The organism is Shewanella mangrovisoli (genome assembly GCF_019457635.1).
GTDB lineage: Bacteria > Pseudomonadota > Gammaproteobacteria > Enterobacterales > Shewanellaceae > Shewanella > Shewanella mangrovisoli.
In genome coordinates this window covers 112,386-134,952 of sequence record NZ_CP080412.1, presented here as the reverse complement: position 1 = coordinate 134,952, position 22,567 = coordinate 112,386, and the positions used below count along the sequence as shown (strand labels likewise).

The following is a 22,567-nucleotide window of genomic DNA, read 5'->3' as shown; positions in this document are numbered from 1 at the left end:
GGCAAGCTAAAAACTAAGAGTTTTTGCTCTAATCTTGTGCAAATGTCGCCCCAATCACGCCATTTCAGGGCAATTAGAGTCCGGTAATGTCGCCCTGCCAGAGCTTTTTACTGCCCCAATACAGTGCGATTTGCCCAAGGATCATCAGTAAAATATTACCCAGCGACCAATAAAACAGGCTGCCCTCATGTTGCAGCGCTGCAAGGCTAATAGACACCCAGATTGAATGCCCCACGACCACCAGCATGGTTAGGCTCACCTGTAATACTCGGCGGCACAGGCAGCCTAGCCCTAACACTAAGGCGCAGGCCCAATAAGTGCTCATGACTAAGTGCGCCAGCAAGGCCAATGTCATGTTGCCATTGAGCCAAGTGATAAACAGACTCGAGAGCAAAATGCCTATGCAGATGAAATACAGTAATCGTTGCTGCCCACGGGCAAAGGCTTTGACTAAACCAGCACGGCCATCGAAACCCGGCAGTAATAAGAGCAATTCTGTTGCCCGAGAGCGCTGCACCCGGCTCCAGTGCACTAGCGAGCAGCCGATCACACTAAACTGCGCCAACAGCAGTAACACAGGGAAGTTCCAATGCAGTTCATGGGATAACACCCCAAGCACTATCGTCAGCACAGGGAGCAACAGTAACAACACCGTCAGCATAGGACCAATAAAGAAGTTCACCGGATGCAGGTAGCGCTCTAATCGGCTCAACATTCGCATCGATTGCAGACTCGGCAACCAAAACCAGCCCATCTCGAGTCCATTGAGGTACACGCTGCGCGCCTCCACCCGCCAAGGTAACACTAGACATCGGCGCCAAATCAAGGCGGCTAATACAAACAACACGGCTAAACTCAGCCACAGCGGCACTTGCTCGGCTAAATCGCTGGAAAATGGCACTAAGATAAACAGTAAAAATGAGCTGTAAAACCACTGGGTTTGCAACAAACACAGCAGAATAAAGCCTAGGCTTATCCCTTGCGCAAATACCAATAATGACAGGCTCGAGGTGAAGTCATACAACACGCAAAGCAGCACGGCTAAACTAAATACACCGATAAGCATCACTTCGCATTGGATAAACACATTCTGTCGATAACGGGGAATTAATATCGAACACTCATTGGCCATCAAACGAATAAGCTGCCAAGCCACGGCCGCCGAAGTCGAAACGACAGCCATGGCAACGAAGATATCGAAACTCTCTTTCTGCCCCGCCCATCCGGCCAAGATACTCAGCACTAAGCCAAATATGCCAGTGCCGAGAAAACTCACACTGCCGACATCAAACAACCACAGGCGCAACATGCCGTTAAAGGGATTAATCGAATGGTGCGTCCCCAGTTTTTCAGGTACCTGCACTAAGGGTTTAGCGGCACTCATTTGTGCAGCTCCACAAAGAGTTGCTCCAAATTCAGCGCCTCACTGCGCAGCACACCGGAGAAATTAAGCTCAATATCGCCCCTGTCCACCAGCACAGAATCGCCATCGCGGCTGAGGATACGCACCTGCTCCGGCAACTCGGCGCCGTCCGCGAGTTTGACTAAACGTACCTCTTCCCTCAGGGCATCGATCTCCTTAAACAGCACTAACTCGCCCTGCTTAATCAGGGCGACATGGCTCGCCACCCGCTCTAAATCTGAGGTGATATGGGATGAAAACAACACGGCCGAGCCGGATTCGAGGGCCAAGTCGAACAAATCGACCATAAACTTGCGCCTGACTATCGGGTCGAGGCTGGCCACGGGTTCATCGAGGATCAGTAACTCGGGACGATAGGCCATCGCCATGATCAAGGCTAAGGATTGGCGCTGACCAACGGACAGGCGTTGCACCTGTTGAGTCACATCTAATTCAAAACGGGCGAGCCAATCCTGCTCTAACTGCATGTCCCAGTGGGGATAAAAACTGCGGTGCAAATCGAGGGCGCGTTCAACGGTAAAACCTTCATAACCAAAGGGTTGCTGCGGCACATAGCCGAGGCGTTCCTTAGCCGCCGAGGAGAGCTGCTCCGGCGTTTCGCCTAAGGTGCGGATTTCACCCGAATCCGGCGAGAGGATCCCCAAAGCGCAGCGCATTAGGGTCGATTTACCCGCACCGTTTTGTCCCAATAGACCCACCACCATACCGGCCGATAAACGTAAGGTCAGATCCTTGAGCGCACGTTTTTCGCTGGCACCTTTGCCGCGAAACACTTTGTTTACGTTAGAAAACGCTAGTATTGGGGTAAAGTCTTGGTCCATCGAATTGCGTCCTTTTTATTCTCGTTTTCGCTTAGCTCGACTCAGGCTACCAGCGCTCATTAATCAATTGCAGTAACTCGGGCAGACTCACGCCCAGCTGCTTTGCCTGTGCCAGCAGCGCATCTAATTGCGGCTCGAGCAGACTCACGCCCGACTCCATCGCCTCGCTGCGCGCGGCGACCCTTGTCGCCTGACCTCGGCGGCGCTCTAGCCAACCCTGATCGACCAATTGCTGAATCGCGCGGGACACCGTCATCGGATTGACCGCAAGATATTCAGCAATTTGGCGTACTGAGGGTAATACGTCTTCCTCTTGCAGTTGTCCGCCCACAATCAAGCGCACGATTTGCTCGTGTAATTGCTTGTAAATTGGCTCACCACTGCTGGGGTTGACATTTAAAAGTTCTAACATTAGTCTTTACACACTGTATTAATACATTGATACACCGATACACTGTATTTAAAGTAACACACTCATCCTGAAATGCAAAAAGGAAAGCGCTCATGATAGATAGCATGATCCACAGGAAGTCCCATAATGCCAGCGCTGACGTGGCAATGAAGCGCGTTGATACGCGCCAGCACTCGGGCAGATTAAGCAGAAGCATCATCAGTTTGAGTGCGCTGATGCTCGCCATGGGTAGCGCCGCGACTTGGGGCAGCGACAACTCAGTGAAGCCAACTGAATCCGCCAACACCTGTTACGTTGAAGGTGTATCAGACCGCTTAAACTGCGGCTTTGTCACTGTGCCCGAAAACCCTAACAAGCCCGATGGCAAGCAAATCCAAGTGCATTATGTGGTCTTGCCCGCGGTGAAAAACGTCAACCACGAAGAAGCCTTACTGGCGATCGCCGGTGGCCCGGGTCAATCGGCCATAGATAATGCGGCAGGCTTCGATAGTATGCTCAACAAAGTGCGCCAGCAGCGCGATATTCTGCTTATCGATCAACGCGGAACGGGGCGCTCCAATGTGCTCAATTGTGACGCAGGCCCGCAATCGCCACTGTCCTTCGACGATGATAATGTCGATACCCTCGCCGAGGCGCAAAAATGCCGCGATCAATTCCCCGATACTGATGTCACCCAATACGGCAGTCTCAATGCGGTGCAAGACTTCGAGGCCGTACGCGCCCACTTAGGCTACAAGAAGCTGCACCTCTACGGCATTTCCTACGGCACGCGTATGGCGCAGCTCTATATGCGCTTATATCCCGAGCACTTAGCCACAGTCACCTTAGACGGTATAGTGCCGATGCAGCAGAGCGTATTGGAGATTGGCTCGGCAATTGAGCGCGGCTTTGACTTGCTGTTTAAAGACTGCCAAGAAACAGCCGCCTGCCATGCCGAGTTTCCTGAGCTCAAAGCCGAGTTTGACCAAGTGGTTGCTAAACTCAGCCAAGGGCCGGTGATGGAGCCGGTGCACGACCCAGTGACGGGAGAAAAGACCCTACTCACTATGACCCGCGCGAAGTTTTACGGTGCGATCCGCATGGCACTGTATCAAACCAATGTGCGCGCCTTAGTGCCCCATGCAATTCATCAGGCCGCCAAGGGTAACTACCAACCGCTACTCGGGTTATTTGCCTTAACCACGGATGGCGCGGGTATGGCGATGGGCATGCACGCCTCAGTCGTCTGCGGTGAAGACATACATCGCATCACCCCTGCGATGCGCGAACAGGCCAAAACCTCCTATGTTGGCAAAACCATGCTCGAAAGCTTAGAGGCATCGTGCTCTGTGTGGAAGGTGCCGCCAGTCGATGCCAACTTTAGCGAGCCTATCAAGAGTGATATCCCCACCCTGTTGCTATCGGGCGAAATTGACCCAGCAACCCCACCGAGCTGGGGAGAACTGGCGATGGAAAAACTCACCAACGCCAAACACTTTGTCGCCCCTTATGCGACCCATGGTGTGGCCTATCAGTCCTGCGCCAATAATTTAGTCGCCGAGTTAGTGCGTACTGGTTCGGTCAAAGATCTCGATGGTGAATGTTTGAAGAAGGATGTGCGCCGTAGCTTCTATTTAAATGCCAGCTCGGTTGAGCCACTCGCGACCGAAGATGCAACCCACTCTTCCCAAGATAAGCCCAAGGATAAGCCCAGCACTGGAGCCAAGGAGTAAGTCATGATCAAAGTATCCCATCTTTCTAAGCGCATCGGTGAAGTGCAGGCCTTAAACGATTTGAGCTTCGTGGCCGAAAACGGCCAGATCACCGGCCTGCTCGGCCCCAATGGCGCGGGTAAAACCACTTGTTTACGCACGATTTTCGGTCTGTTAAAGCCCGATACCGGCACGGCTGAAATTGAAGGTATCGACGTTGCCATCGACCCGATTGGCGCTAAGCAGCAACTAGGCTTATTCCCCGACCCGTTCGGTCTGTATGAGCGCTTAACGCCGCGGGAATATATCCGTTACTTTGCCGAGCTCAGCGGTTTATCCGCGAGCAATGCCAAGGCGGCCACAGATAATGTCATCGCCAAACTGCGCCTCGAAGATATCAGCGATCGCCGCTGTAAAGGCTTCTCCCAAGGGCAAAGAATGAAGACCGCCCTCGCCCAGGCCATAGTCCACAGCCCGAGCAATATTATCCTCGACGAGCCGACCCGCGGACTCGATGTGATGAGCACTCGCTTGCTGCGCGACATTCTTATCGACCTTAAGAATCAAGGGCATTGCGTGCTGTTTTCCAGCCATGTGATGCAGGAAGTCGCGGCCTTGTGCGACCAAGTGATCGTGATGGCGCAGGGCCGAGTGGTCGCCATCGGCAGCCCAGAGCAACTCTGCGCGCAAACGGGTAAGGCCTCACTCGAAGATGCCTTTATCCAGCTGATCGGTACCGATGAGGGGATTGCCGCATGATGACTCACAGCATTAACGCTCACACAAATTGCGATAACGCCTGCTTCGACTTAATAGCGAACAGATAAACTTGGGATAAGGAATAATCATGAACAAAATCATCGCAATGGTTCGCAAGGAACTGATAGACGCCGCCCGCGATAAACGCTCTGTGATGGCGGGACTCTACTACGCCATCGGTACGCCGCTGATCATGTGCGGCCTGTTTATGGTGCTTATCGGCCAGCTGACTAGCCCGGACGATCTCAAAATCAGCATCACTAATCCCGACAAAGCACCGGATTTAGTGCGTTTTTTATCTAACAAGGGGATTACACAAGGCGAAGCTGGCGCGAAGGATCTGAAAGCCATAGAGCTGATTATCAGCCCCGACTATGCCAAGCAGATGAACCAAGGCAAAGGCGCCGAGATCACTATCGTGGCCGATAATTCAGAGGAAAAACTGCAAAACTCGATTCGTCGCTTAGAGAAACAGTTACAGGCCTATAGCGCCGAAATGGGCAGCCTGCGCCTAATCGCCCGTGGCATTGACCCTCGAGTAGTGCAGCCGCTGAAAGTGAATGTGCATGACCAAGCCACAACCGACTCTAAGGGCGGGATGATCTTAGGTATCGCCATTTTCACTATGATTTACTCAGTGTTTATCTCGGGGATGAATCTGGCCATCGATACCAGCGCCGGTGAGCGTGAGCGTAACTCCTTGGCATTGTTACTCAGCCATCCGCTGACCACGCGCCAATTAGTGCTCTCTAAAATCATCGCCGTCGGCCTATTTGCCCTACTCGGTTTAGTGTTGATTCTACTCGTGTCTAAGGTCGCCTATACCTTCGTGCCTTGGCAGGAGCTCGGTTTTAGCGTCAGCATCACCAACGAATTTATGGTGTTAATGCTGCTGGTCGGTATTCCCGTCGCGCTGATGGCCGCCTGTCTGCAATTGTTTGTGTCCTTTATGGCGAAAACCTTTAAGGAAGCCCAGTCCTACCTGACCATGGTGTTGTTTGTGCCCTTAGCGCTGTCCATGGCGGCCAGCTACAACATAGCGCCGGACATACTGCAATGGCTGCCCGTTTCGGGTCAGCAACAGGCGCTGATGGACTTTATCAAAGGTAAGGACATGAATATGCTGCAATTGCTGGTATCGACGCTGGGCACCCTAGCCATCGCCTTCGTATTAGCGTTTGGCATGGAAAAATCCTTAAAGAGTGAAAAGGTAGTCTTCGGTTTATAACGCTATCGACCCGCAGAGGGTGCGCTGCGCCCTCGAATAGGGTTAAAGGAGCCTGTTATGGAAAACGAATATGTGCTGATGGTGATCATGGTGACTTTTGTGGTGGGCATAAGTGCCACCGAAATGTTTAAGCATTATCTAAAAATCCGCCAATTGGGTGGCGGCAACGATCGACAGCTTGAGGATAAACTTACTCAGTTGAGCTTACAGAATCAGGTGCTTATCGAGCGTGTGCAAGTGCTGGAGCGCATAGTTACAGACACTGAACACAACGCCCAGCAAAGCACGCTGGCGCAGCAGATCGATGCGCTAAAATAGCCACTAATGCAGTTCGGCCTCGCAACAGTTGTCGCTATCAAACTCATATTGCTGGGTATTAAAGCGTTGTCTGTAGGCCCTCGGGGTTAAGCTCGTTAGCTGAATGAATAATTTGCGAAACGAGCTGACATCCTCATAACCCACACGGGTGACCACTTCCTCTAAGCCTAGACTGGTCGTTTCCAATAAGCGTTTTGCCTCGTCCACCCGTAGACGCTGCACATAGCTAGCCGGGGTTTCGTTTAATGCCTTTTTAAAGCGGCGGATAAGAGTGCGCTTACCTAGGGCAAATTTATCAGCGATATCATCCAGTAGCAGCGGTTCGGTTAAATGATGCTGCATCCATTGCTGCACATTCCAAATCACCTCATCCTTATGGCTCGAGGTCATCAGCTCCATGGTCATAAAGGGTTGTTGGGATTGGCGATTAGGGTCAATCAGCAGGATTTTTGCCATCTGGCTTGCTAGCTGTTCACCCACCAAAATGTGCACTAAATGCAGGGCGAGGCTCATATTCGAGGTCGTCGCCCCCGCGGTATGCAGATGGCCGTCGGACACCACCAGCTTGTCCATCCGCAGATTCACCCTGGCAAAATGTCGCTGAAACATCTCGTTAAGCCACCAGACAGTGGTCGCCTCTCGCCCATCCAGCAGGCCCGAGGCCGCTAAGATCAGAGTGCCGGAGCAATAGGCCGCTAATGGTTTGCCGGATGCGGTAAACAGCCTTAATGGTTCGAACAAGGGCTCAAAATCATGGAGATAGTTTTGAAACTCGCTCTTATTGGTCACCATGGCCGAGGCCAAGATCACCGCATCGGAGTGCAGAATATCACTCGGGGCATTGAGCCCCACCGCGGGCACTTTAATGCCTTGATTCGTTAAGATATCACCGCCGTGACTCGACACCACTTGGCACTCAAACAGGTCTTGCCCGGCCTGAGGATTGACTCGCCGCCAATAGGTATTGCAGAAACTAAACACATCGAGAAAACCAATAATTCCGCTGGCAACCGTATTGTCCGTCGCCAAAATAGTGATCCTTTTCATCTCAATGCCCTCGCCAGTCTCATCATGCATTGAGTCTAGCGCACTGGCACAAAATGTCACTACTCACCTTTAAATTGTCAATAACGACACTTCAAGCCCAGTGTGAGAGTTTCTAGACTGTGCTTAAACCTCCAGCACACAGGATGACACTATGACACAGCGCCCCCTCAGCCAGCTTAAACGTCTACTGGCCTTTGGCTTACTCAGCCTCACTTGGGCACTCTTGCTCTGGTTAAACTTCAGCATTGCGCCCAATGTCTTCGCGCATTTTGTCGCTATCCCTGTGCTGTTTATCGCAACGGGCGTATCGGCGCTGCTGATCACCAACAAGACGCCAAGTCCTATTAACAAGGCAATAAAAAACCCAAGCTAGGCTTGGGTTTATGTCATCTTGCAGCGCGGAGCGTTATTTTGCCTTAGGTCTAAAAGGCTTAATCACGGCCTCGTTACACTCGAGGTACGGCCCTTCCATCAGGTCGATGCAGTAAGGGATAGCGGGGAATACGGCATCTAAACATTCGCGGATTGATTTGGGCTTGCCCGGCAAGTTAACAATAAGCGAATCACCGCGTAAGCCCGCAGTTTGGCGAGAGAGAATCGCCGTAGGCACAAACTTTAACGACTCGGCGCGCATCAGCTCACCAAAGCCAGGCATCATGCGATCGCACACGGCCTCAGTCGCCTCTGGCGTCACATCGCGCTTGGCTGGACCTGTGCCGCCAGTGGTCACAATCAAACAGCAATCCTGTTCATCGGCCATCTTGATCAGGGTCGCTTCAATCACATCCTGCTCGTCGGGGATCACTTGATAAATCGGCTCCCACTCGCTGGTGAGGTAATCATTGAGGGTGTCGATAATGGCCTTGCCCGAGATATCCTCATAAATCCCCGCGCTGGCACGATCGCTTACCGTAACAATCCCGATTTTTGCTTTGCTCATATCCCACTCCAAACATCAATCTGTGACTCGACCCCTAAGCACTTTGGGATCCACTAATTTCTCTGCGGCTAAAATAGCATAAAAACAAGGCAAAATGCGCGCCGACAACTCGACTTAGCTCACGTATTAGCAGCTAGTCTGCCGGGCTAGCGGCTTTAGGGAGCGGCTCAGTATTGTGATCCTTAAGCGGCGTTGCGGGCGAGAGATAACCCACAATCGCAGAGCTAAGCGCCACCAGAGCCGCCGCGATAAAACCCCACTGGAAGGCATGATGCACAACCTCTATGGGTAACTGCTTTATTGCCGCAATCCCCACCTGCGCCCCTTCGAGCGGTAACAAGCCATATAGCAATAGACTAAATAAGGCCGTGCCAATTGCCGCGCCCATGGAACGACTCAAGGACACCATAGCGGTGATTTGGCTTAAACGCGCCTTGCCCGACACGCTCTGCACCACCAGTTGTACGCTGGGCATCACAGTTCCTAAACCAATGCCCACCAGCACACCTAAGCCGCCGATAAGATTCGCATTCGGCGGCACTAAACCGATTAAGAGCAAACCGATAAAGGCCAAGCCCATACCAAAGGTCGGCAACCATTTAGGTGCAACGTCCCGACTCAACAGCCTGCCCGCTATGGTGGAACCCGTCACTATGCCAAAGGTCATTGGCATCAGCAGCAAGCCCGTTTTGGCCGGATTGGTGTGCAGACCGACCTGTAAGTAAATGGGTAAAAAGAAGATCATCGCAAATAGGCAGGCGGCAAATAGCGCTGCCGTGAAGAGCGGCATGTAAATGGCTTTATTGGCGAGCAAATCCAGCGGTAGGAAAGGACTTTCACGCCGACGCTCCCACCACAACAGCACAAGGGCGCCCACACAGATAAATCCCATAAAGCCTAAGCTTGTGGCCGATAGCCAAACAAAGTCTTGCCCTGCCACAGATAACCAATACAGCAGCGCCGTAATGATAGCGGGAAATAACAGCACGCCGAGCAAGTCAAACCTGCCTTGCCGTACGGGTTTAACACTCTGTTTATGCAAGCGATTAAGCCGCCAAACCGCCAGCATGACCAAAGGAATATTCGCCCAAAATAACCAATGCCAAGAATAGGCATGCACCACAAAGCCGCCAATCACTGGGCCGCCAACACTGGCGAGGGTAAACATAGCGGCAAAATAGCCCTGAAAACGCGCCCTTTGCCGTATCGGTACCAGTTCACCCACAAGGGATTGGGACAGACTCATCAACCCGCCACCGCCGAGGCCTTGGAGGATCCGCCCGGCAATCATATGGTCCATTGTACTGGCACTGGCGGAGACAACCGAACCCAGCGCAAACACGACTAAGGCGATCATCAGGATTTTAGCGCGGCCAAAGTTATCCCCTAGCCAGCCGTAAATAGGCACGCTAGCAGCCATCGCCAGCATATAACCGATAGTGATCCACGAGGCTTGCCTGAGGCCGCCCAAATCTTCCACTATGGCAGGGGTGGCGGTAGCGAGTAGGGTCTGATCGACCGCCGCCAGAAACATGGGTAAGAATACGGCGGAGAAAATCGCCAGAAAAACTGAGGTGGGCAGAGGCTCATGCTGGGACGAAGCAGACGCTGGGGTCATAGAGTCTCCACCTGTGATTAAGGCTTAAATTCGCCTTGCATTCCAATACTTTGATGCCCAATAACTGTTTAGCAGGCTCGAAATTTTCACCCCTTGGCTCGTCGAGACATGGAGAAAATTATTTCCGCCCACATAAATGCCGACATGGTGCGTGCTCCAACCCGTTTTGAAAAACACTAAGTCGCCTTTACGCAGTTGATCCCGCGCCACGGGTTTGCCGAGGGCTTGCTGTTCTTCCACTGTGCGCGGCAGAGTCATACCCAGCATCTTTTGATAAGCGACCGACACAAAGGCCGAGCAATCGATGCCTTTCTTAGTGCCGCCACCTAGACGATAGGGTACGCCGCGCCATTCGGAATGGAAATCGGCGATATTGCTATCGTTCCAAACGGATACGGGTTCCACTTGCTTCACCACAGGCTTAGGTTCTGGCGCGCTCGCACAGGCGCCAAGGCCTAAGGCTAAGATAACTATCAGTAATCGTTTCATTAGCGTAAAACTCATCGCAGGCAATTCTTGCGTAATATCGGGTGCTATCAAAGCGATAACGACAATACAGTGAAAAATCGATGGTATCAGCCTAAGCTAATCTCAAGCTTAAAACTATAACGCCGTCCACAGTAAACGAATACCCACCAGCACCATTAAAATCAAGATGATGCGTTTAAACAACCTATCGCTGATCTTATCCTGGATCGACAACCCCAGTTTTACGCCTAACCAAGCCAAAGGCGCAAGTAACAAGGAGATCAGAATGTTACCTTGGTTAATTTGTCCAAGCAGGCTGTAGGGCACCAATTTAACCAGATTCACCACCGCAAAAAATACCACTGCCGTGGCTAAAAACTCTGGCTTGGCCAAGCGTAACGGCAGCAAATAGGCATTGAGTGGCGGCCCGCCCGCATGGGCCACAAAGCTAGTAAAGCCTGCGGTTAAGCCGCAAAGCCGCCCCACGAGTGGCGAAGGCGTTGCTTGGGTTTTATCCCCTAATATCAAGCCATAAAGGCCAAAACCTAAGGACACACAGCCTAAAATCGCCCGTAAGTAATCTTCGTTTAAGCGGTCGAACAGCCAATAGGCTATGCCTATGCCCACAATCGCCGCGGGTAAAAGGATCCATAATTGGCGTGAATTATGTTGGCCCCACCACGAACGAACACTTAAAAAATCCATATAAATCAGCAAAGGTAACATGATTGCCGCCGCGGTTGCCGGGCTTATGGCCAGCGCTAACAGGGGCACGGTCAGGCCACCGACACCGCCAGCAAAACCCGATTTAGAGATCCCAGTGATCAACACCGCAGGAATCGCCACCAGCCAAAAAAGAGGGTCTGTTAACATCCCTTATTCCCAATATTGCGTTAAAGTCATTAAGGTCGAGCATCGAGTAACAGACCTTGAGGGCGATAACACGCCTCGCTGCACCAGCATAAATGTTAAGTCTATCCGTGTCTAAATGAAGATAAGGAGTCGATATGAGTCAAATGCAAACATCGCCATTTTACGGCGGCCCAAGGGAATGTCCCGTCGAAGATGGGCGGATCCAAATCCAGCAGATTGCCCCCAAAATCAGTGATGTGGGCGGGATACCCGTAGCGCGGGCGATTCCGCAAAAGCCGCGTCGACTCATAGGTCCTTGGTGTTTTCTGGATCATATTGGCCCAGTCACCGACGGCCCCTTAATGAATGTGGGCGAGCATCCCCATATCGGCCTTCAAACCTTCACTTGGATGCTGGAGGGGGAAATCATGCACAGGGACAGTCTAGGTAGCGCCCAAGTGATACGCCCGAGGCAAGTAAACCTGATGACCGCAGGCCATGGTATCGCCCACACCGAAGAGTCCGTCGAAGGTCATCGCACTATGCATGCGGTGCAGCTATGGATTGCGCTGCCGCTGGAACACAAAGACACAGCCCCTAGATTCGACCATTATCCCCAGCTGCCCACTTGGCAGGAGGCGGGCGTCGAATTTACCCTATTGATTGGCTCGTGGAAGGATAAACAAGCGCCCACGCTGCACTTTTCACCAATCGTCGCGCTCGATATTTTTGCCGCAGAGGCCACTCAACTGACGCTCAGGCTGGATCCGCGATTTGAATATGGCCTAATGCCCCTCGAGGGCCGATTCGATATCGACGACGAGGCCTTTGATAACAATAACCTCGCTTACCTTGGCATGCTGCGCGAGAGTGTGACGCTCGACCTTCACCCTGGCGCACGTTTACTGCTGATTGGCGGCGCGCCCCTCGCCGACACCGTCAGTATTTGGTGGAATTTTGTCGGCCACAGTAAGGAAGATATCGCCAGCGCCCAAGCCGATTGGGAGGCCAAGTCCCCACGTTTTGCCACTGTGCCGGGTTATAATGGCAAACGCTTAATGCCGCCGCCCATCCCTTGGTAACCCAAGCCGTTCATGCGTTAGCGCGAGGTAATGGAGCTAGATTACCTCGCGTAATCGCGGTATTTGCAGCCCTTATCTGATGCAAGGCGGCGAGCAAAACCGCCAGCCTGATGTAAATGCCAGACAAAACCACACGCCAAGCCACAAAAAATTTTACGGATTTTTTACGCGCTATCCCCACATGCCTTTGCTAGAGTAGCCTTAACTTCAGCAATGCCTTAGCCGTTATGACTTTTGCAAACACAGCCTCCATCAACCAATACTGGCGCACGCACCCCGCGTTATTTACCGCCATGCTGTTAGTGATAGCCTTGCTCACTAGCTATTTGATTGATCACTTTTCAGGCTCGGCCATTGCCGTACTGCTTATCCTGCAATTAGCCGTGGTCGCCGTGGCTCTGCAATGCAGCGCCAATTACGCCTATTTTGTGGCCGTATTTGGCGCTGTCAGTTTCAATTTTTTATTTACCACGCCACGCTATTCGTTACAGATGTTCAACGTCGAAGACATAGTCAATCTAAGCGTGTTTTTGCTGGTCGCCCTCACTAGCAGCAAGTTAGCCGAACATTACCGCCGCCAGCAGCAGGCACTCGAACAGGCGCAGCTCAGAAACAGCATTTTGCTCTCTGTCTCCCACGATTTACGCACGCCGCTTGCGACCATTATCGGCACCCTAACCACGCTGAAGGAATACCAAGCCAAACTTAACCCGACGCAAACCGAGGAGCTTATCGACTCGGCCGCCGCCGAGAGCCATAGGCTGCACCAATATATCGAAAACCTTTTGCAAGCGACTAAGTTACAACATGGCGCGCTCAAATTTAGCCTAGACGAAGCCAATCTACGCGAAGTGTTACAGCGCACTATCGCCCGCTTTCAAACCGCGCAACCTAGGATCCAAATTCACTGTGAGCCAGAACTTCCGCCATTAATGATTTGCAGCTCTTTGATTGAGCAGGCGATTTTTAATGTACTCGATAATGCCCTGCGCTACTCGCCCGCAGAACAGCCTGTTACGGTAAACCTCTATCGCCACCAACAGATGCTGCGCATCGATATTCAAGACTTAGGACAAGGCATAGCACCAGCCGACGCCGAGGCGATTTTTGACCTCTTCTATCGTCAACATCCCTCGACCGATGGCGGTGCGGGATTAGGCCTTGCGGTCGCCAAAGGCATTATTACCGCCCATAAGGGCAGCATCGGCGCCGAAAGTGTTGCCAAAGGCAGCCTGATCCGCATCGCTTTGCCAATAACCACGAAGGCGGCATAAATGGCTTACAAGGTATTAGTGGTGGATGATGAGCCGCAAATCCATACCTTTATGCGGATCTCACTCGAGGCGGAAGGCTTTGAATACTTAAGCGCCACCAGCATAGCCACGGCGCTTAAACAATACCGCAGCCATCAGCCGCACCTTATCGTGCTCGACCTCGGCCTGCCCGATGGCGATGGTATCGAATTACTCTATGCGCTGCGCCAGCAGGATAAGACCCCTGTGCTAGTACTCACCGCACGCGATCAGGAGGAAGAAAAAATCCGCCTTCTCGAGGCGGGTGCTAACGACTACCTGAGTAAGCCCTTTGGGATCAGGGAATTAATCGTGCGTATCAAGGTGTTGGTTCGTGACCTTGTGAATACCTCAAACACCATCGATATACTGCAATTTGGCCCGCTCTCCCTACAAAAGAGCAGCCATCAATGCTGGCTCAATCAACAGGAAGTGGCGCTTACCAAAAAGGAATTTGCCCTGCTCGCCCAACTCATGTCCCACCCGGGGCAATTACTGAAACAGAGCGAACTGCTGCGCAATATCTGGGGCGAGACTCATCAAGAAGATAGTCACTATCTGCGGATTTTAGTCCGCCAACTGCGTAAAAAGCTCAACGACAGCGACGAACAACAACTGATCAAAACCGAACCCGGCTTAGGGTATCGACTCACCGACCTCGACCCGCCCTAGGCCAGCTCACCTCACTCTTTAGTTCAATCACAAAAGGATATGGAATGGCACATTTTACTGTCATCGGATTAGGCCGCTTCGGCGTTGCCGCGAGCCTCGAACTCATCCACTTAGGTCACACGGTTACTGGTGTCGATAGCGACCCAAAAATCGTTGAAAAATATGTAGAAAGTCTTACCGAAGCGGTGATTTGCGACTGCGCCGATGAGGCATCGCTGCGGGAACTCGATCTGACCAACTGCGAGGCCGTGTTGGTCGCTATCGGTGAAGATATGCAGTCTAGCCTGCTATGCACGCTGGCACTGAAAAACCTCGGCGTGCAGACGATTTGGGTCAAGGCCAGCACCAAGGCGCACCATACCATAGTGTCGAAACTCGGCGTTGCCCGCATTATTCATCCCGAGGAAGAAATGGGGATCCGCGTCGCCCAGTCGCTTAACTATCCTATGGTGAATAATTTTCTCGCCATAGGTGATGGGCTCTATATTGTTGAAATCCATATTAAAGCTCAGTTGCATCACACCACTGTTGGCCAACTGCTCGGGAGCTTGCAGGAACACAGTGCCGATGAGCAAACCAATGTCCCACGCAATCCTAAGGGCAAGGTGGCGGCGCTGATGGTTAAGCGTGAGCACAACGTATTTAGCAAGATTGATAGCGACTTTAGCCTGCACACAGAAGATGCCCTATTCCTCTGCGGTAGCCGTGCCGAGTTAAAACAACTCGCACCAAGGTTGGTGTAACGTGGTTCAATGGCACCCTTCGCTCACCCTAGAGCACACACCTAAAAGCGGTAAAAAACTCTTTGGCGCGCCGCCCTTTATCCTCAGTGTCAGTTTTGCCCTGTTGATCCTCGTCGGCACTTGCTTGCTAAAACTGCCCATCGCCACCGAGTCGCCTATTACTTGGCTACAAAGCCTCTTTACCGTGACCTCGGCGGTGACGGTAACAGGACTTGTGGTCGTCGATACTGGCAGTGTGTTCACGCCCTTTGGCCAAGTGATTATCGCGCTGCTCATTCAATGCGGCGGCCTAGGCTTGATGACTTTTGCCATAGTCACGCTAATAGCGCTGGGCGGTAAGATAGGTTTCTTGCAGCAAACGGTCGCGAAAGAAGCGTTTAATCAAACTGATACCTCCACCTTAGTCTCGACCGCTAAGGCCGTGCTGGTGTTTTCGCTATTGGTTGAAGCCGTGGGTATGCTGATTTTATCCGTCTACTGGAGCGGCGAGCTGGGCTGGCAAACCAGCCTATTTCATGGCTTCTTTTATACCATTAGCGCCTTTAATAACGCGGGTTTTGCCCTAAGCCCAGATAGCCTGATGCCCTATGTGGCAGACCCTGTCGTAAACCTTACCATCACCGGCTTATTTATTGTGGGTGGCCTTGGGTTTTCGGTGTGGATTGACCTTAAACGCAATAAACGTTGGTCGAAACTCACCGTCTACAGCCGCATGATGATTACTGGCACCGTACTGATCAATGCCGTGGCCGTGATAGCCATTTACCTGATTGAGTACAACAACCCCAACACCCTCGCGCCCTTAAGCGAACTCGGCAAATGGTTGGCCTCTTGGTTTCAAGCCGTGACCCCGCGCACCGCAGGCTTTAACACCCTACCCATAGACCAACTCGAAGATGGTTCCACCTTGTTGATTTTGGTACTGATGTTTATCGGCGGCGGCTCCCTCAGTACCGCCAGCGGCATTAAGGTGGTGACCTTTATGGTGTTAATCCTCGCCACCTACGGCTATTTGCGCCGCGATGAAGCAGTGTATGTGTTTAAGCGCGAAATCCCCAAAGACACTATTAGCAAGGCGCTCGCCTTGACAATGATCTCCATCGGCGTCACTTGGCTGGCAATATTCGCCCTCGTGCTCACCGAAAAAGCCCCAATTATGGATATCGCCTTCGAAGCCGTATCCGCCCTCGGCACCGTCGGGTTATCCCGCGGATTAACAGGTAATTTATCCAGTGCCGGCCAAGGGATTATCATCTTTATGATGTTTATGGGACGCCTCGGCCCACTGATGTTGGCCTACTTCCTTGCCAACCCAAGAATAAAAAAACTGCGCTATGCAGAAACCAAATTAGCAATTGGGTAAGGATAGATTGGTGGTGACATAATAAATTTAGTGGCTATCAGAGGTTTGTAATCTTGAGTCAGCGAGATAGTCGAGTTGGCTCTGAAAGCGCTGAATTATAGGTGAACCATGGCATTTGCTCGACGACGCGATGAATAGACCACTAGGGCGGACGGTCGTCTTGCTCGAATATAAACAATGCCAGCCAAAGTACAACAAGAATCCAGAGCAAAGTGGCGGCAAATAAAGGCCTATGTCATACAGATTTAGGCAGGTATGGAGCCCCTACTCGCCATTCCACACCCTTCTGACGATCAAGATTATTTTTAAATTTCTGCCAAAATGAATGTTGACCTGTCTAAAACTTCACAGTTTATAGTTCGCTCATAAATGAGAGGAACCCCATGTACCGTATTTCTGAATTAGCACAAAAAGTCGGATTAAGCCGTTCCACTCTGCTCTATTACGAAAAACTCAGACTAATTTCTGCCAAACGGCAAAGCAATGGGTATCGCCGCTACTCAAACAAAGATGTCCAACAAGTCAAACTGTTACAACAACTACAGGCTGGAGGATTAACCTTAAAAGAGTGCCAAGCATGTTTGGAGGCTCAAATTGACAGAGAGTTGCTACTTCATAGGCTGAATGTATTGGATGAAGAAATCGCCCAAAAACAAAAGGCAAGAGAGCTGCTTTCCTCAATGCTTGGCATGAACTCGATGAAGGAGTGGCACCTATCAATGGAAAAAGAAGCTCCATCAGCACACCTAGAATGGTTGTTAAAACAGGGTTTTAGTGAAAAGCAGGCACTGAGACTCAAATGGTTGTCCAAAGATATGAATGAACATGATCAATATATGGCTGACTTTGAAGCGATTTTTCAAGGTTTAGATCGGCTGGGGCCTAGTGATGATGGTGACTCCCTCAAAGCATTACGCTCTTTACCTATTAAGTCGGGGGATGCGCTAGAAATTGGCTGTGGAAAAGGAGTCACAACCCTCTTTCTAGCAAAAAACTCTGCCTTCAATTTAACGGCACTCGATAACGATGAGTACAGCTTAAGCTGCCTTAAAGAGAAGACTAAAGAAAATGCTCTTGAACATCGAATAACATCGATTTGTGCCAGCATGACGGCACTACCATTTGAACAGGGGCAATTTGACCTGATCTGGTCAGAAGGCAGTGCCTATATTATGGGAATCAAGCAGGCGCTCAAAAGTTGGAAACCATTTCTTAAGCATGATGGTTATTTAGTGATTAGTGACTTGATTTGGTTGACCAATAACCCAGATACCGAAGCCATAGAGTTTTGGCAACAAAACTATCCCGACATGGCAACTAGCGAACATCGAATCAAAGAGATGATAAAAGCGGGCTATGAGGTTATCGAAAACTTTACACAGAGTGAACAGTCGTGGCGTAACTATCTGGAACCATTGAAGCAAAAGATCGCTCAGCTCGATGACAAGGATTTTACTTCTAACTCACTCAATGACTTACGCAAAGAACTCAGGATACACGAGCAATACTTAGGTCAATATGGTTACCAAGTATTTATATTAAAGAAACAAAGGTTAAAACATGAAAATTAGAGCTGAAAATCACTCCGACCTTTCAGAAATTGAACATCTTATTTATCGAGCGTTTGAGAACCATCCGCACCACGAACCGGGAGCTAAACCAACAGAACACTTGATCGTCAACAGACTACGTGATGCGAAAGTTTTGTCGTTATCTCTAGTTTGTGAAGATCAAACAGGCATCATTGGTCATATTGCCTTTTCTCCGATTCTGATAAATGGCGAAGAGTATGCTTGGTGTGGCTTAGGCCCAGTTTCAGTAGTGCCGGAACGTCAAGGTGAAGGTATCGGTGGTGCACTTATTCGTGAAGGGTTATCACAACTTAAAGCACAAGGGATTGAAGGGGTCGTATTACTTGGCGAACCCAAATACTATGGCCGATTTGGCTTTGAGTCACTGCCAAAACTGACACTTCCAAATATTCCTTCAGAATATTTCCTAGCTTTATCGCTAGCCGACGATACTCCGACAGGGGAAGTTAGCTATCACTCTGCATTTTTCGACAACTAAAAAGTAAAGAAACATTATGAAACGAATGAGTTAGAGTCAATTCCCTAACTCATTTTTTATCCATTGCTGAAATGTGACTTCAAATAGCTATGCATTACAGCACATCATATAAATGTGGATATGAAGATGCCCTTTTCTGCATAGTTCAGGAAGCCTTCAAGCATCACCATCACTGACCTTCTGCTTAGTAGAGTCTCAGGGTCGGTTCTTAAATAAAGGGAGGTATACGTGACTGAGGAAACAATGACACATCACCCTGCACGCCTAACGACAACGTTATCAAGCTTTGGAATTAACCCGAAGATTGGCTTTGATGAGTTCAAACAGTCAGGGCTTTAAGTCTTGCAAGTTAGGGATTAATGATTCCCCATAATTAACCAAAGACAAACTATTACCTATATTTATCAATAAATTGAAAGTATCGCTGTGTGAATAAATATTGTAACGATGATCAAAATTAGGAAAATAAAAGCCAGCGGTCAGTGACTGACGGCTGGCTTTTTACCCACCCAATCCCTTAACTACATGTTATGTTTCGGCTATTCAGCAGTGCCTTTGGCCTAGCTCCTTTCAAAGCAATAACAATGTACTCCTAAAATTGTTTGAATAGCACTATGGTTGCGAACTGGCTAACCATAGGGCTTACCTAATTGGGTACTTCAAACATTGTGGTTTCCCCACATATTTTGGCTTACAGGTGCCAAGCCCTTTCTTTGGGTTCTTCTATACCTTACCAAATGGCAGGGTATTCAACAATTCCATCAACTTGAAATCCGTGATTTAGTAGTGATTGACGCAAAATGAAAGGTAACGTGTATGCGTCACTAGGGTATTCAGCTAGCGTTTTTTCAGCATAGTTATCAATTACAAGAAGTAGCTCCGCAAGCTCATATTGCTCAGAAACTTGTGATCCCCAAATAGCATCTTCTACTGTTGATTCAAGCTCTGCATTGCTATGTTGAAACCTTAAACGACTTTGATAAACAACTCTGAATTTATTATCACCTTGATGATGAATGGTAAGTTTATGCTGAGGAACTTTTTTTTGTAGCTTGTAATTAACTCTTCTAGCGTCATAAAAGGCTTGGCTCAAAATAACTTTGCCTTCAACCTTGTGGAATACCTTGGCTTCGCTTTCAGAATCAATACTCCAATAAACCCTAAAGGAATTCCGTCTTAACTTATGACCATATTGCTCAAGCAGAGGTTTAAGCTGTTGCTCCGTTCCTTGATCTAAGCCTTTGTACCAATGGCTAACAATAGATTGATGTGTTCGGCACGCTTTAGCAATTTCTATTTGAGTCCATCCATCATTAATTGCCAATCTAACGAGCTGTTTCGTTAGCTTAAATTTGCGCTTTTTCTTTTTATGATTGGTAGCTTCCATACTTGTCCTTAGAAAGTGGCAGGCGTTGTGAGCCTGCCACAATATATCCCATTATTTTTTCTGATTAGGATTCATTTGCTTACCGCGATTACCTTGTACCTTATCATACGCTTGGTTAGTACCAGTAGTACCTTTGTTAGCGTTACCTTGATTTGCTTTATGGTTGTTTTGTTGATTAGACATCGTTATCTCCTGTTTATGTGATTGTCTAAATCAATCCTATGAAATCGTGGAAAAATAAAAATTGATAGTTTGATGATAAAACGTGATATCTCATGATAATTAATAAATCAGTTCAAAACTGATAAGCGTAATTACTATATAGCAGGGTTTTAAGTCCCTACTAGTGTACTAATCATTTATTGCGGCTCTTTTGAAATGTCGGATGCCATGGGTTCATTTGTCTTGAGCGGTTATCGTTTAAAACTTTATTTGCTGGGTTATTAGGATTTTTGAGTTAGAACGTTGATCATTAGGGGTATAGCGGGATGAATTTTAAGCCATGTTGCTCTCCTTTTATTAAACGTATGGAATGGCACTCAGTGCATAAAAGGTTCTTTTCGATTTTTTGATAAAAAGTTGAAATTTAATCTCTGAAAAATTATCAATTTAAAATCAATCTATTAGCTATTAACCTTAGATAATATGTACCTTCAACCTCGCTCAATTCAGAACAATGAAGCTATCTTATGAATTGCCATGGTACAAAATTGCTTAACTGACAATGCTCTACTTCATACTTGCTCCAAGCGACTCTCCTTAAGAATCCCACTTCGTATAACTTCTTTAACCAAGCCCCCAACAATTTTCTTCGTGATTCATACGCCCAATCTTCTGTTGAAAAACCTAACAAAGACTCGAACCAAGGGTCAGATGCGATATCACCAGCATCTATTTTGTACCCTTCATTTCCGTGAATTTTGTAAACCCAGACCAGCGTTTTCCAGACATCATAGGAAGCATTCCAGCAGGAGACATGATTGGAGGTTTGAGTAGGAGCGGCTAATCCAAGCTTTTGACAAAGTATTTGCATTTTTATTGGCTCATCACTAGAACGAAAATACTCCGCAAATGAGGATATTCGTTGTGATTTATTAATTTGCTGGAGCCTCCTTTGTTTCAACTCACTATCGGCAATCTTCTCTAACTTACTTTTCCAAGATTGTACGTTTTCCCATTTAAGGTTAAATCGATGCTTCTCATCATACTCATGCTGGTTATAGCCTATGAGCAAGGTGGGAATATCCGGCTCAGTAATTGGACTACTTTTCACATCAACATAGAGCAGCACATTTACAATTGTTTTATTTTCAACTACCGCTGTGCCTGAATACCCAAAATCAGATTTAGCCCACGCTTCATTGAAATGTGTAATCTTAGGCACTCTCGTTACTGCAAATCTTTCATTCTTCGATAAAGCTCGATACGTTATTAGTTCTGGCCAACAGAAGACCGGTAGGTTGGTATTAGTGCTTAGAGATGCAGCCAGACCATTTAAATTGGATAGATAATCTCGATTATTGGACTCTACAGTTTGGTCTACTTGTTGTTTCAAAGATTGGTATAGCTCACATATCCTATTGTTATGTAGCCATGTTCGTTTTGCCTTGTGCAACACCGCTTCTTTCAATTCATGGCGACTGATAGTCCAAGGCAGCCTACTAAGATCAATTTCTAGTGCATCAACCCCGATTGATTTGTATTTACCGATGCTTATTGTGTCCTTTGCATTAGTAACGAATATCTCTATTGCCAGTTCTTTTCCTCGGGAAGATTTAGCAAAAACATCAGTTATGAGTGAATCACTCAATCTCACCTCTTGCCTTGCCTCAAGTAACTCAAAACTCGCCAACTCGACACAGGATTCCGCTACAATCTCTCCAAGCATATCGGCACACGAGTACTCCGCACGGATTTCGGGCAATATGATGTACTCATCTTTAGATGCTGCATCCTCTAAAATCTGCTTTGCAGCAAGATGAAGCGCTGATTCTCCACCACAATCTGTATTTGTTTGATGGGAAAAATAGTGAGCCTTCAAGGAACCTTGATTGGCGATAAGTGGACTTGAGCAATTTGGAGATGGGCATATACATCCACACGCTTTCCCATTTGCAACTTCGGAAATATGGCGCATCACACCATCAGCGCTAAGACCCCATGAAATTTTAACTTCAGACACATTGAATCCTTTCAATCTTTAACTAGCGGCAACTCCAGCAGAGCCCCACAACAACTTTCAGATATAAATCATATGTTTACAAATTAAAGTTAGAAAAAGAACTTATTCATCAGCTTTAGCGATTGTTTATTGAGATACAACTCTATGGTGATATAGTGTCATTCTTAAAGTGACCAGACTTCTCACTCGCGACATTCAG

Annotated in this window: 23 protein-coding genes; 12 read left to right on the top strand and 11 right to left on the bottom strand. The window is 49.0% G+C overall.

The genetic code is table 11. From position 1 onward, the window contains the following. Positions 1-73: 73 nt before the first annotated feature. The 3 genes from K0H60_RS00605 to K0H60_RS00595 are packed head-to-tail and all read right to left on the bottom strand — an operon-like array spanning position 74 to position 2,656. Positions 74-1,384, bottom strand: a complete 1,311-nt coding sequence (locus K0H60_RS00605; protein ID WP_220056952.1) for an ABC transporter permease — start codon at positions 1,382-1,384, stop codon at positions 74-76. Continuing rightward, complete coding sequence (locus tag K0H60_RS00600) at positions 1,381-2,244, bottom strand: ABC transporter ATP-binding protein (RefSeq protein WP_220056951.1); 864 nt, start codon at positions 2,242-2,244, stop codon at positions 1,381-1,383. The genes K0H60_RS00605 and K0H60_RS00600 overlap by 4 nt, the downstream gene beginning before the upstream one ends. 46 nt (positions 2,245-2,290) lie before the next feature. Continuing rightward, positions 2,291-2,656 (bottom strand): GntR family transcriptional regulator, encoded by a 366-nt coding sequence (locus K0H60_RS00595; protein WP_088212733.1) that lies wholly within the window; start codon positions 2,654-2,656, stop codon positions 2,291-2,293. Between the two features lie 146 nt (positions 2,657-2,802). On the opposite strand from K0H60_RS00595, the gene K0H60_RS00590 reads away from it, so the two are divergent. From K0H60_RS00590 to K0H60_RS00575, 4 genes are all read left to right on the top strand, one after another. Further along, positions 2,803-4,368, top strand: coding sequence for an alpha/beta hydrolase (locus K0H60_RS00590; protein ID WP_434086669.1), 1,566 nt, complete (start codon positions 2,803-2,805; stop codon positions 4,366-4,368). Between the two features lie 3 nt (positions 4,369-4,371). Then, positions 4,372-5,106 (top strand): ABC transporter ATP-binding protein, encoded by a 735-nt coding sequence (locus tag K0H60_RS00585; RefSeq protein WP_220056949.1) that lies wholly within the window; start codon positions 4,372-4,374, stop codon positions 5,104-5,106. Positions 5,107-5,194: 88 nt separating this feature from the next. Next, positions 5,195-6,334 carry an ABC transporter permease gene (locus K0H60_RS00580; RefSeq protein WP_220056948.1) on the top strand — a complete coding sequence of 380 codons (1,140 nt, stop codon included), beginning with the start codon at positions 5,195-5,197 and terminating at the stop codon, positions 6,332-6,334. 57 nt (positions 6,335-6,391) lie between these two features. Then, complete coding sequence (locus K0H60_RS00575; RefSeq protein ID WP_220056947.1) at positions 6,392-6,652, top strand: hypothetical protein; 261 nt, start codon at positions 6,392-6,394, stop codon at positions 6,650-6,652. Positions 6,653-6,655: 3 nt separating this feature from the next. Here the strand turns inward: K0H60_RS00575 and K0H60_RS00570 are convergent, their stop codons facing one another. After that, positions 6,656-7,699 carry a GlxA family transcriptional regulator gene (locus K0H60_RS00570; protein ID WP_220056946.1) on the bottom strand — a complete coding sequence of 348 codons (1,044 nt, stop codon included), beginning with the start codon at positions 7,697-7,699 and terminating at the stop codon, positions 6,656-6,658. 151 nt (positions 7,700-7,850) lie between these two features. Here K0H60_RS00570 and K0H60_RS00565 point away from each other — a divergent pair, with 151 nt between their 5' ends. Continuing rightward, complete coding sequence (locus tag K0H60_RS00565; protein WP_220056945.1) at positions 7,851-8,072, top strand: hypothetical protein; 222 nt, start codon at positions 7,851-7,853, stop codon at positions 8,070-8,072. 33 nt (positions 8,073-8,105) lie between these two features. Here the strand turns inward: K0H60_RS00565 and mog are convergent, their stop codons facing one another. The 4 genes from mog to K0H60_RS00545 form a co-directional block, all read right to left on the bottom strand. Then, positions 8,106-8,639 carry a molybdopterin adenylyltransferase gene (mog, locus tag K0H60_RS00560; RefSeq protein ID WP_006083754.1) on the bottom strand — a complete coding sequence of 178 codons (534 nt, stop codon included), beginning with the start codon at positions 8,637-8,639 and terminating at the stop codon, positions 8,106-8,108. Positions 8,640-8,772: 133 nt separating this feature from the next. Further along, complete coding sequence (locus tag K0H60_RS00555) at positions 8,773-10,257, bottom strand: MFS transporter (RefSeq protein WP_220056944.1); 1,485 nt, start codon at positions 10,255-10,257, stop codon at positions 8,773-8,775. 24 nt (positions 10,258-10,281) lie between these two features. Next, positions 10,282-10,746, bottom strand: a complete 465-nt coding sequence (locus tag K0H60_RS00550; protein ID WP_041408656.1) for an NlpC/P60 family protein — start codon at positions 10,744-10,746, stop codon at positions 10,282-10,284. A 114-nt stretch (positions 10,747-10,860) separates the two neighbouring features. Continuing rightward, complete coding sequence (locus K0H60_RS00545) at positions 10,861-11,598, bottom strand: sulfite exporter TauE/SafE family protein (RefSeq protein WP_220054323.1); 738 nt, start codon at positions 11,596-11,598, stop codon at positions 10,861-10,863. 134 nt (positions 11,599-11,732) lie between these two features. On the opposite strand from K0H60_RS00545, the gene K0H60_RS00540 reads away from it, so the two are divergent. The 7 genes from K0H60_RS00540 (at position 11,733) to K0H60_RS00510 (ending at position 18,799) form a co-directional block, all read left to right on the top strand. Beyond that, positions 11,733-12,659 (top strand): pirin family protein, encoded by a 927-nt coding sequence (locus tag K0H60_RS00540; protein WP_220056943.1) that lies wholly within the window; start codon positions 11,733-11,735, stop codon positions 12,657-12,659. A gap of 227 nt (positions 12,660-12,886) precedes the next feature. Continuing rightward, positions 12,887-13,933 carry a sensor histidine kinase gene (locus K0H60_RS00535; protein ID WP_220056942.1) on the top strand — a complete coding sequence of 349 codons (1,047 nt, stop codon included), beginning with the start codon at positions 12,887-12,889 and terminating at the stop codon, positions 13,931-13,933. After that, positions 13,934-14,623, top strand: coding sequence for a response regulator transcription factor (locus K0H60_RS00530; RefSeq protein WP_220056941.1), 690 nt, complete (start codon positions 13,934-13,936; stop codon positions 14,621-14,623). A gap of 44 nt (positions 14,624-14,667) precedes the next feature. Further along, positions 14,668-15,366, top strand: coding sequence for a potassium channel family protein (locus K0H60_RS00525; RefSeq protein WP_011624699.1), 699 nt, complete (start codon positions 14,668-14,670; stop codon positions 15,364-15,366). Position 15,367: 1 nt separating this feature from the next. Then, a complete protein-coding gene (locus K0H60_RS00520) occupies positions 15,368-16,729 on the top strand; it encodes a TrkH family potassium uptake protein (RefSeq protein WP_220056940.1) in 1,362 nt (453 codons plus the stop codon). 383 nt (positions 16,730-17,112) lie between these two features. Next, positions 17,113-18,300 (top strand): MerR family transcriptional regulator, encoded by a 1,188-nt coding sequence (locus K0H60_RS00515; protein ID WP_220056939.1) that lies wholly within the window; start codon positions 17,113-17,115, stop codon positions 18,298-18,300. Beyond that, on the top strand, positions 18,290-18,799 hold the full coding sequence (locus K0H60_RS00510; protein ID WP_220056938.1) for a GNAT family N-acetyltransferase: 510 nt from the start codon (positions 18,290-18,292) through the stop codon (positions 18,797-18,799). Before K0H60_RS00515 ends, K0H60_RS00510 begins: the two co-directional genes overlap by 11 nt. Before the next feature lie 730 nt (positions 18,800-19,529). Here K0H60_RS00510 and K0H60_RS00505 read toward each other — a convergent pair. The 3 genes from K0H60_RS00505 to K0H60_RS00500 all read right to left on the bottom strand — a co-directional run bounded on the left by K0H60_RS00505 (position 19,530) and on the right by K0H60_RS00500 (position 22,368). Further along, a complete protein-coding gene (locus K0H60_RS00505; protein WP_220056937.1) occupies positions 19,530-20,186 on the bottom strand; it encodes a hypothetical protein in 657 nt (218 codons plus the stop codon). Between the two features lie 51 nt (positions 20,187-20,237). Next, positions 20,238-20,369 carry a hypothetical protein gene (locus K0H60_RS20490; RefSeq protein ID WP_258405773.1) on the bottom strand — a complete coding sequence of 44 codons (132 nt, stop codon included), beginning with the start codon at positions 20,367-20,369 and terminating at the stop codon, positions 20,238-20,240. A gap of 499 nt (positions 20,370-20,868) precedes the next feature. Next, positions 20,869-22,368 carry a competence protein CoiA family protein gene (locus K0H60_RS00500; protein ID WP_220056936.1) on the bottom strand — a complete coding sequence of 500 codons (1,500 nt, stop codon included), beginning with the start codon at positions 22,366-22,368 and terminating at the stop codon, positions 20,869-20,871. Positions 22,369-22,567: the final 199 nt, after the last annotated feature.

Coding starts and splice junctions, on each gene's coding strand:
- K0H60_RS00605 (WP_220056952.1), bottom strand. CDS start 1,384: ATGAGTGCCGCTAAACCCTTAGTGCAGGTACCTGAAAAACTGGGGACG.
- K0H60_RS00600 (WP_220056951.1), bottom strand. CDS start 2,244: ATGGACCAAGACTTTACCCCAATACTAGCGTTTTCTAACGTAAACAAA.
- K0H60_RS00595 (WP_088212733.1), bottom strand. CDS start 2,656: ATGTTAGAACTTTTAAATGTCAACCCCAGCAGTGGTGAGCCAATTTAC.
- K0H60_RS00590 (WP_434086669.1), top strand. CDS start 2,803: ATGAAGCGCGTTGATACGCGCCAGCACTCGGGCAGATTAAGCAGAAGC.
- K0H60_RS00585 (WP_220056949.1), top strand. CDS start 4,372: ATGATCAAAGTATCCCATCTTTCTAAGCGCATCGGTGAAGTGCAGGCC.
- K0H60_RS00580 (WP_220056948.1), top strand. CDS start 5,195: ATGAACAAAATCATCGCAATGGTTCGCAAGGAACTGATAGACGCCGCC.
- K0H60_RS00575 (WP_220056947.1), top strand. CDS start 6,392: ATGGAAAACGAATATGTGCTGATGGTGATCATGGTGACTTTTGTGGTG.
- K0H60_RS00570 (WP_220056946.1), bottom strand. CDS start 7,699: ATGAAAAGGATCACTATTTTGGCGACGGACAATACGGTTGCCAGCGGA.
- K0H60_RS00565 (WP_220056945.1), top strand. CDS start 7,851: ATGACACAGCGCCCCCTCAGCCAGCTTAAACGTCTACTGGCCTTTGGC.
- mog (WP_006083754.1), bottom strand. CDS start 8,639: ATGAGCAAAGCAAAAATCGGGATTGTTACGGTAAGCGATCGTGCCAGC.
- K0H60_RS00555 (WP_220056944.1), bottom strand. CDS start 10,257: ATGACCCCAGCGTCTGCTTCGTCCCAGCATGAGCCTCTGCCCACCTCA.
- K0H60_RS00550 (WP_041408656.1), bottom strand. CDS start 10,746: ATGAAACGATTACTGATAGTTATCTTAGCCTTAGGCCTTGGCGCCTGT.
- K0H60_RS00545 (WP_220054323.1), bottom strand. CDS start 11,598: ATGTTAACAGACCCTCTTTTTTGGCTGGTGGCGATTCCTGCGGTGTTG.
- K0H60_RS00540 (WP_220056943.1), top strand. CDS start 11,733: ATGAGTCAAATGCAAACATCGCCATTTTACGGCGGCCCAAGGGAATGT.
- K0H60_RS00535 (WP_220056942.1), top strand. CDS start 12,887: ATGACTTTTGCAAACACAGCCTCCATCAACCAATACTGGCGCACGCAC.
- K0H60_RS00530 (WP_220056941.1), top strand. CDS start 13,934: ATGGCTTACAAGGTATTAGTGGTGGATGATGAGCCGCAAATCCATACC.
- K0H60_RS00525 (WP_011624699.1), top strand. CDS start 14,668: ATGGCACATTTTACTGTCATCGGATTAGGCCGCTTCGGCGTTGCCGCG.
- K0H60_RS00515 (WP_220056939.1), top strand. CDS start 17,113: ATGTACCGTATTTCTGAATTAGCACAAAAAGTCGGATTAAGCCGTTCC.
- K0H60_RS00510 (WP_220056938.1), top strand. CDS start 18,290: ATGAAAATTAGAGCTGAAAATCACTCCGACCTTTCAGAAATTGAACAT.
- K0H60_RS00505 (WP_220056937.1), bottom strand. CDS start 20,186: ATGGAAGCTACCAATCATAAAAAGAAAAAGCGCAAATTTAAGCTAACG.
- K0H60_RS20490 (WP_258405773.1), bottom strand. CDS start 20,369: ATGTCTAATCAACAAAACAACCATAAAGCAAATCAAGGTAACGCTAAC.